The organism is Methylobacterium thuringiense, assembly GCF_022179645.1.
In the GTDB taxonomy this organism is placed as follows: domain Bacteria; phylum Pseudomonadota; class Alphaproteobacteria; order Rhizobiales; family Beijerinckiaceae; genus Methylobacterium; species Methylobacterium thuringiense.
In genome coordinates this window covers 1-12,817 of sequence record NZ_BPRA01000002.1, presented here as the reverse complement: position 1 = coordinate 12,817, position 12,817 = coordinate 1, and the positions used below count along the sequence as shown (strand labels likewise).

Here is a 12,817-nt window from a genome sequence, read left to right as displayed (position 1 = left end):
GCTGCCGACAGGACGCTTAGGAAATGGATCGTCGCGAGGTGTGACGCACGCTACGGATGATGATCTCGGCGTCGCTGACGCGATACGTCAGAACGTATGGATACGGAGAGGCCACGATGCGCCTGATGCCAGGCCGATCGGTCGCTCGCCCGGCGAACGGGTGCTGCAGCAACATGCGCATCACGTCTTGCAGGCACTGCTGCACTTTTCGCGCGCCCTGAGGATTATACTGCTCCACATAGGACAGCGCCCGATCGAGCTGGCGCGTGGCCGGACGTGTGAGACGCAGCCTCACAGGCCATATTTCGCCCAGATGGCACGCACCTCCTCGTCCGTCGCGTAATCGCTACGCGCTTCGGCAGCATCGGCCTCGTCCTGCTCAGCCTCTTCCTCGGACGTGAATTGATAGACGGACGTGTCGTCGCCCATGAAGGCGAGGACCATCCGGGCGATCTCGTCCTGCATCTCCGGGGACAAACTCCGCGCAGTCGTCATCGCTTTTTCGAGCAGGTCGGTCATGGGAGCATTCTGCACAGGGTACGGACGAACGGAAGAGGTCTACCCCTCCGCATCCTCATCCTCCCCGACACCCGCCGCGTCCGGGGGCGTCAGGCTTTCAACAGCCGCGACGTCAGCGCCGACCTCCGCCGTCTTGTCCCGCACGCCTATGATCTGCGCACCCGGAAATCGCGCCAGCACCTCGCGCACGAGCGGATGGCTTGCGGCGTCCCGGTGGCGGTTTTCCTTGGTCTCGATCGCCGCGGCGGCGAGCGTCGGCGCGCCGGGATCCTTCGAGAGTGCGACGAGCCAGCGGCGGCCGGTCCAGGCTTCGAGCGCGCGGGAGAGGTCGGTGGCGAGGGTCGTGCGTCCGCCCTCGGCGAGGCGGAATTCGAGGCGGCCCTCTTCGAAACGGACGAGATGCACGTCGCGTTCGAGCGCCATCTTGAGGGTGATGTCGCGGCGCTCGTCGGCAAGGGCGACAAGGTCTTCGAGGCGGCCGAGCCGGGGCCCGGCGGGTTGCGGCGGAGCGGCGACGGCGGGGGGAGGGGGGGCGGCTTGCGGCGATCCTCCCCCGGGGACCGCCGCCACCAGCGGCCGTGGCGGGGGCGGCGGTTCTTCGGGCGCGGCGGCCGCCGGACGCTGTGCGGGGAGGGACCGCGCGCCGCCGTCGGAGCCGCCGGCCGAGGCGGCTTCGTTCTTGAGACCGCGCAACGCCTCGTCCGGCGTCGGCAGGTCGGCGGCATAGGCGAGGCGCACCAGCGCCATCTCCGCCGCCGCGAGCGGGCGCGGCGCGGCCTGCACCTCCGGAATGGCCTTGAGCAGGATCTGCCAGGCGCGCGACAGCGCCCGGATCGAGAGCGTCTGGGCGAATTCGGCGCCGCGCGCGCGCTCGACGTCGCTGAGCGACGGATCGGCAGCCGCCGCCTCGGGCACCAGCTTAAGACGCGTCACGAGATGCGTGAAGCCGGCGAGATCCGAGAGCACCACGGCCGGGTCTGCCCCGGATTCGTACTGCCCCCGCAACTCCGAGAAGGTCGCCGGGATGTCCCCGCGCATGGCGGCCTGGAACAAGTCGACGATGCGGCCGCGATCGGCGAGCCCCAGCATGTCGCGAACCGATGCGCCGCTCACCGCGCCGGCCCCGTGCGCGATGGCCTGGTCGAGCAGCGAGAGGGCGTCGCGCACCGAGCCCTCGGCAGCGCGCACGATCGCGGCGACCGCCTTGGGCTCGGCTTCGACGTGCTCGGCTGCGCAGATCTTGTTGAGGTGCACCGAGAGCACATCCGCCTCGACGCGACGCAGGTCGAACCGCTGGCAGCGCGAGAGGATCGTCACCGGCACCTTGCGGATTTCGGTGGTGGCGAAGACGAATTTCGCGTGTGGCGGCGGCTCTTCGAGCGTCTTCAGGAAGGCGTTGAACGCCTTCTCCGAGAGCATGTGGACCTCGTCGACGATGTAGACCTTGTAGCGCGCCGAGACCGGCCCGTAGCGGATGCCGTCGATGATCCCGCGCACGTCGTCGATGCCGGTATGCGAGGCGGCGTCCATCTCCAGCACGTCGAGATGGCGCGACTCCATGATCGCCTGGCAGTGCAGGCCGAGTTCCGGCATCACCACGGTGGGGCCGGTATCGGGCTGGCCGGCCCGGACGTAGTTGAGGCCGCGGGCCAGGATGCGGGCAGTCGTCGTCTTGCCGACGCCGCGCACGCCGGTAAGCATCCAGGCCTGCGGTATCCTGTTCGCCTCGAAGGCGTTGGCCAGCGTGCGCACCATGGCGCCCTGGCCGATCAGGTCGTCGAAAGTCTGGGGGCGGTACTTGCGGGCGAGCACCCGGTAGGGCGTCGCGGCGGTCACCTGCGCGGGCGCCGGCATGCCGGGGAACCCCGGCTCGTCGATCAGCGTGCCGAGGGTGTCGTCCATGCCGCTTCGGATGTCGGTGGGTTGCCCTCGGGGGGCGCCGCTCTCGCCAAGGGCGAAGGTGGGAGGCTGGACGAAGACCCGCTCGGTCTCGTTAGGGCTGCTTCCTTCCGGACCTGACCCGGTTGGCGAGTGAAACGTCCCTCGCCAACCTCCCGCGCCGTATATGGCCGGGCCGCGCGGGCGATGCAAGCCGGTCCGCGCGGCTTCCGGGCGGAGGTTCGTCGGGGCGCCAGACCCGCCGTCATCCCCGCCCGCCTTGGCCGAAGCCCGGCCCCATCACTCTCCGTGTCTCTCCGACAGGGGAGGGACGGAGGGCGCCGCCGTGAAAAAGCTACTCGGCCTTGCGCTTCACGATTTCCAGCGTCTTCGGATCGAGCTTCAGGTCGGACTTCTTGCCGTCTGCACCGATCGCGTCGTCGACTTCGATGAAGCCGTCGTCGAGCTCGATCTCCTTCCACTTGGTGAAGCCCTCCTTCTTGAGGACGTCCTCCACCTTGGCCTGCTGATCGGCCGGCAGCTTCTCGTCGGCGAAGGCCGGGGCGGCGAAGGCGAGCGACAGGGCGAGGGCGGACAGGCCGAGTGTGCGAACCAGCATGAGGGTCTCCAGATCCGAGGGGAACGGCGTTCGAACGGTCGAGCGCCCGGAGGGTTCCGGACCCATCCCCTGCGAGACGGCGGCCTACGATTGTCACGGCACGCCGCCACGCCTAAGCTTCCGCCCCGCACAGGGGGCTCGCTTTTCGCCATGGTCACGCGCGTCGCCACCGTGGCCTTCGAGGGGATCGAGGCGCGCGCCGTCGACGTACAGGTCCAGATCGCGGCGGGCATCGTCGCGTTCAACGTCGTCGGGCTGGCCGACAAAGCAGTCGCGGAATCGCGCGAGCGGGTGCGCTCGGCGCTGATCGCGTCCGGTCTGGCGCTGCCGGCCAAGCGCATCACCGTGAACCTTGCCCCGGCCGACCTGCCGAAGGAAGGCTCGCATTACGACCTGCCGATCGCGCTGGCCGTGATGGGCGCCATCGGCGCGCTGCCCTCGGATGCGCTCGCCGGCTATTGCGTCCTCGGCGAACTGGCGCTCGACGGAACCATCACCCCGGTCGCTGGGGTGCTGCCGGCGGCGATGGCCGCAAATGCGCGCGGGCTCGGCCTGATCTGCCCCGCCGCCTGCGGGCCGGAAGCAGCCTGGGCGGCCAGCGACATGGACGTGCTGGCCCCGCGCTCGCTGATCCAGCTCGCCAACCACTTCAAGGGCAGCCAGGTCATGGCGCGGCCCGAGCCGGCCATCGCCGCATCGGGCGGCCCGCTGCCGGACCTGCGCGACATCAAGGGCCAGGAGGCCGCCAAGCGCGCCCTGGAGATCGCGGCCGCCGGGGGCCACAATCTGCTGTTCAACGGTCCGCCGGGAGCCGGAAAGTCGATGCTCGCCGCACGGCTTCCGTCGATCCTGCCGCCCCTGTCGCCGCGGGAATTGCTCGAAGTCTCGATGATCCAGTCGGTGGCCGGGCAGATCAAGGGCGGCGCGCTCTCGAACCGCCGGCCGTTCCGCCAGCCGCACCATTCGGCCTCGATGGCCGCGCTCGTCGGCGGCGGGCTCAATGCGCGGCCGGGCGAGGTCTCGCTCGCCCATGGCGGCGTGCTGTTTCTCGACGAGCTGCCGGAATTCGTGCCGCAGGTGCTCGATTCCCTGCGCCAGCCGATGGAGACGGGCGAGGTGATGATCGCTCGTGCCAATCACCGCGTCACTTATCCGGCCCGCTTCCAGCTCGTCGCCGCGATGAATCCGTGCCGCTGCGGGCAGGCGCTGGAGCCGGGCTATGCCTGCCGGCGCGGGCCGAACGAGCGCTGCATGGCACAGTACGGGGCACGCATCTCCGGGCCGCTGCTCGACCGCATCGACCTGCGCATCGAGGTGGGCGCGGTGTCCGCCGCCGACTTGATCCTACCGCCGCCCGCGGAGGGCTCGCGTGAGACCGCCGCCCGCGTCGCCGCCGCCCGCGAACGCCAGAGCACCCGCTATGCCGAACGGGGGCTGGGGCCCGCCATCACCAACGCCACCTGCCCGGCGACGGTCATCGAAGAAGTCGCCGCCCCCGACGCCGAGGGCACCGCCCTGATCCGCAACGCTGCCGAATCGATGCGCCTGTCGGCCCGGGGCTTCCACCGCACGCTGCGGGTGGCGCGGACCCTGGCCGATCTCTACGGGGAGGAGACGGTGCGGCGGCTCCATCTGGCGGAGGCCCTGTCGTACCGGGCGAGGGCGGACAAGCCGGCGACGGGCTGAAGCGATCCCGCAGGCAGGACGCGCCTCCGCAGCGCGAAGGACCGGAGGATCATCCCGCCACGAACGACCCGTTGCTCTGATCGAAATCCAGATAGGCCGTCTCGATCACGATCTGCGTCCGGCTGATCACTTCCAGCTTGCGTAGGATCTCGGAGACGTGGGCCTTCACGGTGGAATCGCCGACCTGGAGTTCGTGGGCGATCTGCTTGTTGAGCTTGCCCTGGCGGATCATCATCAGCACGCGCATCTGCTGCGGCGTGAGGAGCGCCACGCGCACGTCCAGCGGCGATTTCGTCCCGCGGGCCGGGTTCGGCTCGGGCGAGCCAGCCAGTTCCGGCGGCATGAACAGGGCACCGCTCATCACCTCGGAGATCGCGCGGGTCAGTGTCGCCTTGTCGACCGCCTTCGGCACGAAGCCGGCGGCACCGTGGCGGAGCGCCTCGCGCATGATGCGCGGATCTTCCAGCCCCGACACGATGAGGATCGGGATTCGCGGAAACCGGGTGCGCATGGTGACGAGGCCGTCGAAGCCGGTGACGCCCTGCATCGAGAGATCGAGCAGCATCAGGTCGATGGACGGCGTGGCGGCAAGCACCTCGCAGGCGGCGCGGATCCCGTCTGCCTCGCGCAGATGGGCCTGTGGGAAGGCGAGGGTGATCGCGCTGGCGAGCGCTTCCCGAAACAGCGGATGGTCGTCGATGATGAGAAGCTGCAACGCGAGGCCCTCCGGCCGGGCGTTCATACCCTCGCCCGCGGGCATCATATCTGCCCCCGACGGAGAAATCGTCCGGTTGGTTAATGCGCCCGGCTTTTCGGCCGGGTTCAGGCCGCGATCTGGCGCCGCGCCGACACCTCAGGCGGCCCGTCCTGGACGTACCGGTCGGCGTCCATCTTCGACATCGGCTTGCCGAAAAGGTAGCCCTGGCCGAAATCGCAGCCCTGGCCCTCCAGCCAGTCGAGGCTGCCGGAGCACTCGATGCCTTCGGCCGTCGTGACGAGCCCGAGGCTCGACCCGAGCTTGATGATCGCATCCACGAGCTTCGCGCGTTCGTCGCTCATGGTGATCGTGTTCACGTAGCTGCGGTCGATCTTGAGCTTGTCGAACTTCAGCTCGCGCAGGTGATACAGGCTCGAATAGCCGGTGCCGAAATCGTCGAGCGCGATGCGCACGCCGAGATTCTGCAAGGCGGTCAGGGTCGCGCGCGTCGCCTCAAGGTCGTGGATCAGGGCGCTCTCGGTGATCTCCACCTCGAGCCGGTTCGGCGGGAAGCCGGTCTCGTCGAGGATCGCGAGAATCTGCTCGGCGAGCCAACGGTCCTGAAACTGCTGCGGCGAGATGTTGACGGCGAGTTGGAGGTGCGGGGGCCAGGTCGCGGCGTCCCGGCAGGCGCGGCGGAGCAGGGCGTAGCAGAGATCGCCGATCATCCCGGTCTCCTCGGCGACCGAGATGAACTCGCTCGGCAGCAGCACGCCGCGTTCGGGATGCAGCCAGCGCGCGAGCACCTCGAACCCGATCAGCTCGCGGCCGGGCAGCGCGACGACCGGCTGGTAGAACGGCTCGATCTGCCCTTCGGTGATCGCCTTGCGCAGGTCGCGCTCCAGCAGGGCGCGGGCGCGAAGCTCCTCGTCCATCCCGCTCTCGAAGAAGCGATAGGTGCCGCGGCCGTCCTTCTTGCCCTGATACATGGCGAGATCGGCCGCATGCAGCGCGGCTTCCGCGTCGCCGACGGCACCGTTGGCCAGCGCGATACCGATGGTCGCGCCGATCTTCAGCTCCGAGCTCTGCCAGGTGATCGGGGCCGACAGCGTCGTGATCACGGCCTGGGCGAGGCGCGCGATCGTCTCGCTGCCGATGGACGACGGCAGCAGAGCCGCGAACTCGTCGCCCCCGAGTCGGGCGGCGATGCTGCCGGGTGGAAGCACCTGTTCGAGGCGTTCGGCGACGGTGCAGAGCACGACGTTGCCAGCGGCATGTCCGTAGAGGTCGTTGATCGGCTTGAAGCGGTCGAGGTCGATCAGGAGTACGGCCGCGGCCGCTCCCTCGGGAACGCGCCGGAATGCGGCGTCAACGCCCTCGACGAAGCGGCGGCGGTTGGCGAGGCCGGTCAGGGAATCGTGGCGCGCGACCGACGCGGCCTGACCCTCCGCGAGGTCCCGCTCGCGCATCGTCCGGCGCAGCCTCAGGGACTTGTGGACGCTGGCCATGAAGGCCGCGATCCCGACGAAGAAACCGAGCATCACGATGTCGGACAGACCGTAATCGATCATCACGGCATCCAGCAGGCGGAAGGCGCCGAGCTGGATCCCGGCGATCCAGCCGCAGACGCCGATCATCATCAGGCAGAGAACTTCGTAGAGTTCGGTCTCGCCCCAGCTCACCCGCTTTGCCACGCAACGCCTCCCTGCCTGAAATCAAGGAACGGGCAAGGCAATTAACGTATGTCTAATTCTCTCGCCCTCGCCGGCGCGAACCGGCGATCGGCCGCGTCGAACTGTCTAAATGGTGACCGAAGGCTCAACGGCCGGCCTCAAGTCCGTCCAAGTCTTGCGGACGCCCGAATTCGCGATACCCGCGCCGCCATTCCATGACGTCCGGGTCGGATCGGGACGCCGCGTCGCCCCGAAGGACCACGACGTGCGGGACGTCTTCCGCCGGGCGGCGTCCCGAGGGCCGTCCGGGCCGCGATTGCCAGGGTTCTGCGATGCGGACATATAGTTCCGTCGCGAAGATCCGCCGGACGCGGTCCCTCGCGCGTGGGAACGAAGCAGTGATGCAGGCAACGCAGATGCGCGCGCATCTCTGCGGGATCCAGACGGCCTGGACGGATGCCTCCGACGCGCGGGAGGCCGTCGAGGCCGTCGCGTCCGTGATCGATCGTGCGTCGATCGGGCATCTGCTCGTGTTCTTCTCGCCCGCCTATTCCACCGCCGAGCTCACCGCGGCCATCGCCGAGCAGTTTCCCGGCGTCGGCCTCGCCGGATGCAGCACCTCCGGCGGGATATGCCCGGCCGGCGCGATCGATCGCGGCTTCGTCGTCATCGCCTTCCCGCGCGAGGGGTTTCGTATCGTTTCGGGCGTGCTCACCGAGATCGACCGGCTCGACGTCGAGACCACAGCTTCCTCCGTCAGGGCGCTGCGCCGCGCCCTCGACCAGGGCCGGCCCGACCGCGATCCCGGCCAGCGCTTCGCCCTGTCGCTCATCGACGCCCTGGCGAATGCCGAGGAGACCGTCGTCTCCGCCGTGGCCTGGGCGCTCGACGGCATCCCCCTCGTTGGCGGTTCGGCCGGCGACGACCTCGCCTTCGCCGGAACCGTGCTGATCCACGACGGCGGGATCCACACCAATGCGGCCGTGCTGATCCTCGTCGAGACCGACTTTCCGGTCCGGATCTTCAAGAGCGACAATTTCGAGCCGACCTCGCAGAAGTTCGTGGTGACCGCCGCCTCGGAGGAGAATCGCCGGGTCCACGAGCTGAACGCCGAACCCGCCGCGCACGAATACGCCATGGCGGTCGGGCTCGACCGCGAGCATCTGACGCCGATGAGCTTCGCGGCCTATCCGCTCGCGGTGAAGATCGGCGGTGAATACTATTGCCGCTCGATCAGCCGGCTCGACCCGGACGGCTCGCTGACCTTCTTCTGCGCGATCAGCGAGGGCGCGGTGCTGACGCTGGCCCAGCCGCGCGACATCGTCGAGGCGACCCGGGCCGAGCTGGCGAGCCTCGACACGGCGCTCGGCGGGATCGACGTGGTGATCGGCTTCGACTGCGTGCTGCGCCGGCTCGATGCGGAGAGCCGGCAGGTCCGCCACAAGATCTCGGACCTCTACCGGCGCTACGGCGTCGTGGGGTTCGAAACCTACGGCGAGCAATATCGCTCGATGCACCTCAACCAGACCTTCACCGGCATCGCCATCGGCCGCGGCAACGCCGCCTGATGTCGGCCGGAGACGCTACAGCCGCCGATCCGCCGCCGGCCGGCACCGTCGAGGCGCTGGGCCGGCGCGTGTACAAGCTCGAGCGCATCAACGCCTCGCTGATGGCCCATGTCGAGCGGGCCATGGACCAGCAGGGCGGCGCCTACTCGCTGTTCCAGACCGCGATCACCCTCGAAGGCCGGGTCCGCTCGCGCACCGAGGAGCTGACGGCGCTGATGCACAGCCTGGAGCGCTCGAACGAGGCGCTGCAGGCCGCCAAGGAGGAGGCCGAGACCGCCAACCGCTCCAAGACCCGCTTCCTTGCCGCCGCGAGCCACGACCTGCTGCAGCCGCTCAACGCTGCCCGCCTCTCGCTCTCGGCGCTGACGGACCTCGCGCCGAGCCATGAGGCGCAGACTATCGCCGGACAAGTGGAGCGGGGTCTCCAAACCATCGAGGACCTGATCAAGACGCTGATCGACATCTCGAAGCTCGATGCCGGCGTGGTGCACCCGGTGCCGAAATCGGTGCGGCTCGCCGACCTCGTCGCCAATATCGAGGCGAGCTTTCGCCCGTTCGCAGAGCGCAAGGATTTGCGCCTCGTCACCCGCTGCCGCGACGTCGTGGTCGAGACCGATATCGTGCTGCTGCAGCGCATCCTGCAGAACCTCGTCTCGAACGCCGTCCGCTACACGGAGCGCGGCGGCGTGCTCATCGCGGTGCGGCGCCGGGGACAACACTGCCGCATCGACGTGGTCGATACTGGCCGCGGCATTCCGGTCTCCGAGCAGTCGCTGGTCTTCGAGGAGTTCTATCGCGGCAGCAAGGATACCGACGACGCCGAAGTGAGCCTCGGGCTGGGGCTCGGCCTGTCGATCGTGCAGCGCATGGCGAGCGCGCTCGGCCACACGATCACGCTGCATTCGCGGGTCGGCCACGGCACGCGGATCACCATCGACCTGCCCTGCGGCAAGACGCGGCCCGACGCGCCGGTGCGCATCGCGCCCGTGGCCACGACGCTGACCGGCGCCCGCGTCCTCGTCGTCGAGAACGACGCCTCGACCGCCGAGGCGCTGGAGCGCCTTTTGACGAACTGGGACGCGCAGGTGCGCACCCACCGCGACCTCGCCGGCGTCGCCGAGGCCCTGCGTACCGGCATGAAGCGGCCGGACGTGATGATCATCGACTACCACCTCGACGACGGCACCTGCGGCCTCGACGTGGTGGCCTATCTGCGCCGCACGCAGGGGTGGGTGACGCCCGTGATCGTCACGACGGCCGATTACGGCAACGCGATCGAACGTCAGGTCATCGAGACCGGCGCCGAACTCGTCCACAAGCCGATCAAACCGGCGCAGCTTCGCTCGCTCCTCGCCTACATGCTCGCCTGAACCTCTCCCGCGCTCTGGACGGAATCGGGTGGCCTGTGCCATTCAGCTTCGACGGCAGACCCAAACCTCGCGATCGTCGTGAGCGAAGACGGCACTGCCGCATGCGGGCGTGGTGGAACTGGTAGACGCGCCGGACTCAAAATCCGGTTCCGCAAGGAGTGTCGGTTCGATTCCGACCGCCCGCACCACTTTTTTCGATGTCTGCGCCCGCCATCTTGCTTCGGCCGAAGCATCGGATTGCCGCCGAATCTGTCAACGACGCTTTACATCGCCCGCTCGCGGCGGTTGGATGCGCTTCGAGAACGGGCTGGCCGTTGAAGCCAGCAGCTTCGGAGTGACGTGGACGTGTTCGGAATGGTTCTGCGCCCAAGCGAGCCATCGTGACTGCGGTTCACGCCGAGACCCACATGGCCTCCGCCCCGCCGGTCTGGGCGCCCGCGGTCGCCGACGCAGCCCCGCGAGACCTCTGCACAGATTGCGGCGTCTCGCGCATGGACGACGCCCGGCGTTGCGGACGGGCCTGCCAGTTCATCAAGCCGGATTACGCTGCGCTGGAGACCAGGGTCCACGGCCGGGCGCGCGATCCGGAGCGGACCGACGAGCGCTTCTTCGGTCCGTTCCGGCGGATGCTGCGGGCGAGCCTCGTGCGGCCCATCGACGGCGCGCAATGGACCGGGATCGCCACGCGCCTCGCGGAGCGCCTGCTGGAGACCGGGGCGGTCGACGCCGTTCTCGCCATGGCGCCCGACCCGGACGACCGCTGGCGGCCGATGCCCGTGCTAGTGACCAAGGCCGAGGGCATGGCCTCCTGCCGCGGCATGCGCATGGGCTACGCGCCGCTGCTGGCGCTGCTCGAACCGGCGCGGGCGCGAGGTTACCGCCGTCTCGCGATCATCGGCATTCCCTGCCAAGTCTACGCGCTGCGAGCGTTGGAGACGGAACTCGGCTTCGAGCGGCTCTACGTCATCGGCACGCCCTGCTCGGACAACACCACCACCGAGCGCTTTCACGACTTCCTCGCGCTGCTGAGCGATGCGCCCGAGACCATCGTCTATCTCGAATTCCGGGCCGATTATCACGTGGAGCTGCGCTTCGCCGACGGTCGGGTGAAGGAAATCCCGTTCCTGCAATTGCCGATCTCGCAATTGCCGCCGGATTTCTTCCCGCTGACCTGCCGCACCTGCGTGGACTATACCAACGTGCTCGCCGACATCACCGTCGGCTATATGGCGGGCCAGGGCGAGCAATGGCTGATCGTGCGCAACGCGCGCGGCGAGGAGCTGCTTGATCTTCTTGGAGATGAAGTTCGCACGCAGGCACCGGGCAGCGCCGGCAAGCGCCAGGGGGCGGTGAAGGGCTTCATGGCCAATGTCGAGCGCGCGGCCGGCGGGCTGCCGCTGCGGCGCATGCCGAACTGGGTCCGTCCCATCGTCGGCTGGATGATGCCGCGGTTCGGTCCGCGCGGGCTCGAATTCGCCCGCACCCGCGTCGAGATGAAGGCCGTCGAGACGGTGCTGCACCTGCGCCGCGAGGTGCCCCGGCGTCTGCGCCACATGGTGCCGCCGCATGTCTGGGCGCTGGTCGAACCCTATGGGCTGAGGCCGCATGCGGACGAGTTGCCCCGCGGCGAGCGCCGTCTCGATGAATCGTGAGGAGCCGGAGATGCAGGGCGTGACCACGACCGCCAGGACCTATCCCGCCCCGTCGGCCGTGCTCGAACTCCTCAAGCCGGTGACGTGGTTCCCGCCGATGTGGGCCTTCGGTTGCGGCGTGGTCGCGTCGGGGGTGCCGCTCGCCGGCAACTGGGGCATCGCCCTCGTCGGCATCCTGCTGGCGGGTCCCCTGGTCTGCGCCACGAGCCAGGCGGTGAACGACTGGTACGACCGCGAGGTCGACGCGATCAACGAACCGCACCGGCCGATCCCCTCGGGACGCATTCCCGGCTCCTGGGGCTTCTTCATCGCCGTGGCGTGGACGGGGCTGTCGCTGCTGGTGGCGGCGAGCCTCGGTCTCTGGGTCTTCGTCGCCGCGGTCGTCGGGCTGGCCCTGGCCTGGGCCTACAGCGCGCCGCCGCCGCGGCTGAAGCGGAACGGCTGGTGGGGTAACGCCGCCTGCGGGCTCTGCTACGAGGGGCTCGCCTGGGTCACCGGCGCGGCGGTGATGATCGGCGGCGCGCTGCCGCCGGCCCCGACCCTGATCCTCGCGTTCCTCTACAGCGCGGGCGCCCACGGCATCATGACCCTGAACGACTTCAAGTCGATCCGGGGGGACCTGCAGATGGGCATCCGCTCCCTGCCGGCGATGCTCGGGCCGGAGCGCGCCGCCCGCGTCGCCTGCTGGGTCATGGCCGTGCCGCAGGTCGTGGTGATCGGGCTGCTGCTGTCGTGGGGCCGGCCGATCGAGGCGGGGATCGTCGCCACCTTCCTGCTCGGCCAGATCGCGATGATGCGGCGCTTCCTGAAGGCGCCGAGCGAGCGGGCGATCTGGTACAGCGGCTTCGGCGTGCCGCTCTACGTGTTCGGCATGCTGGCGAGCGCCTTCGCGATTCGCGGGATCGTGGCGTAGCGCGGCGTCGTCCGTTGCCTCCCGGACGACGAATGCTCTATCTCCCCGCGACACCAACAAAAAACTGGAGAGAACGCCATGGTCCTGATCAGCGTGATGTATCCCGCCGGAGCCGGCACGCGCTTCGACATGGACTACTATCTCAAGAAGCACATGCCCCTGGTGAGCGAGCGCTGGTCCGCCCAGGGCCTGCACGGCTACGAGGTGATCAAGGGCGTCGTGCCGTCCGGCGTGGCGACGCC

Annotated in this window: 12 protein-coding genes, 1 tRNA gene and 1 other RNA gene; 7 read left to right on the top strand and 7 right to left on the bottom strand. The window is 69.1% G+C overall.

Annotated elements, in window-relative coordinates; genetic code table 11:
* Nucleotides 1-16 precede the first annotated feature (16 nt).
* From MFF07_RS02045 to MFF07_RS02025, 5 genes are all read right to left on the bottom strand, one after another.
* Nucleotides 17-295 (bottom strand): type II toxin-antitoxin system RelE/ParE family toxin, encoded by a 279-nt coding sequence (locus MFF07_RS02045; protein WP_147816852.1) that lies wholly within the window; start codon nt 293-295, stop codon nt 17-19.
* The gene (locus MFF07_RS02040) at nt 292-519 is read right to left on the bottom strand and encodes a hypothetical protein (RefSeq protein ID WP_147816853.1); all 228 of its coding nucleotides are present in this window, start codon (nt 517-519) and stop codon (nt 292-294) included. The genes MFF07_RS02045 and MFF07_RS02040 overlap by 4 nt, the downstream gene beginning before the upstream one ends.
* A 39-nt stretch (nt 520-558) precedes the next feature.
* The gene (locus MFF07_RS02035) at nt 559-2,421 is read right to left on the bottom strand and encodes a DNA polymerase III subunit gamma/tau (RefSeq protein WP_238230563.1); all 1,863 of its coding nucleotides are present in this window, start codon (nt 2,419-2,421) and stop codon (nt 559-561) included.
* A gap of 57 nt (nt 2,422-2,478) precedes the next feature.
* An RNA gene (gene ffs, locus MFF07_RS02030) (signal recognition particle sRNA small type) lies at nt 2,479-2,575 on the bottom strand.
* Between the two features lie 177 nt (nt 2,576-2,752).
* Nucleotides 2,753-3,016 (bottom strand): PepSY domain-containing protein, encoded by a 264-nt coding sequence (locus tag MFF07_RS02025; RefSeq protein WP_147817136.1) that lies wholly within the window; start codon nt 3,014-3,016, stop codon nt 2,753-2,755.
* A gap of 150 nt (nt 3,017-3,166) precedes the next feature.
* Here MFF07_RS02025 and MFF07_RS02020 point away from each other — a divergent pair, with 150 nt between their 5' ends.
* On the top strand, nt 3,167-4,702 hold the full coding sequence (locus MFF07_RS02020; RefSeq protein WP_238230561.1) for a YifB family Mg chelatase-like AAA ATPase: 1,536 nt from the start codon (nt 3,167-3,169) through the stop codon (nt 4,700-4,702).
* A gap of 49 nt (nt 4,703-4,751) precedes the next feature.
* On the opposite strand, the gene MFF07_RS02015 is transcribed toward MFF07_RS02020, so the two are convergent.
* Both MFF07_RS02015 and MFF07_RS02010 read right to left on the bottom strand, forming a co-directional pair.
* Complete coding sequence (locus MFF07_RS02015; protein WP_238230664.1) at nt 4,752-5,462, bottom strand: response regulator; 711 nt, start codon at nt 5,460-5,462, stop codon at nt 4,752-4,754.
* Between the two features lie 62 nt (nt 5,463-5,524).
* Nucleotides 5,525-7,039 (bottom strand): putative bifunctional diguanylate cyclase/phosphodiesterase, encoded by a 1,515-nt coding sequence (locus MFF07_RS02010; protein WP_147817144.1) that lies wholly within the window; start codon nt 7,037-7,039, stop codon nt 5,525-5,527.
* Nucleotides 7,040-7,470: 431 nt separating this feature from the next.
* Between MFF07_RS02010 and MFF07_RS02005 the strand changes: the two genes are divergently transcribed.
* From MFF07_RS02005 to MFF07_RS22605, 6 genes are all read left to right on the top strand, one after another.
* Nucleotides 7,471-8,640, top strand: coding sequence for an FIST N-terminal domain-containing protein (locus tag MFF07_RS02005; RefSeq protein WP_238230558.1), 1,170 nt, complete (start codon nt 7,471-7,473; stop codon nt 8,638-8,640).
* Nucleotides 8,640-10,010 (top strand): ATP-binding response regulator, encoded by a 1,371-nt coding sequence (locus MFF07_RS02000; protein WP_147817133.1) that lies wholly within the window; start codon nt 8,640-8,642, stop codon nt 10,008-10,010. Before MFF07_RS02005 ends, MFF07_RS02000 begins: the two co-directional genes overlap by 1 nt.
* A gap of 103 nt (nt 10,011-10,113) precedes the next feature.
* A tRNA-Leu gene (locus tag MFF07_RS01995) sits at nt 10,114-10,198 on the top strand.
* Nucleotides 10,199-10,417: 219 nt separating this feature from the next.
* Complete coding sequence (locus MFF07_RS01990) at nt 10,418-11,662, top strand: Coenzyme F420 hydrogenase/dehydrogenase, beta subunit C-terminal domain (RefSeq protein WP_147817143.1); 1,245 nt, start codon at nt 10,418-10,420, stop codon at nt 11,660-11,662.
* The gene (gene chlG, locus MFF07_RS01985) at nt 11,652-12,575 is read left to right on the top strand and encodes a chlorophyll synthase ChlG (protein WP_238230557.1); all 924 of its coding nucleotides are present in this window, start codon (nt 11,652-11,654) and stop codon (nt 12,573-12,575) included. The genes MFF07_RS01990 and chlG overlap by 11 nt, the downstream gene beginning before the upstream one ends.
* 78 nt (nt 12,576-12,653) lie before the next feature.
* The coding region (locus tag MFF07_RS22605) for an EthD domain-containing protein (protein ID WP_505744260.1) at nt 12,654-12,817 on the top strand (164 nt) is incomplete at its 3' end.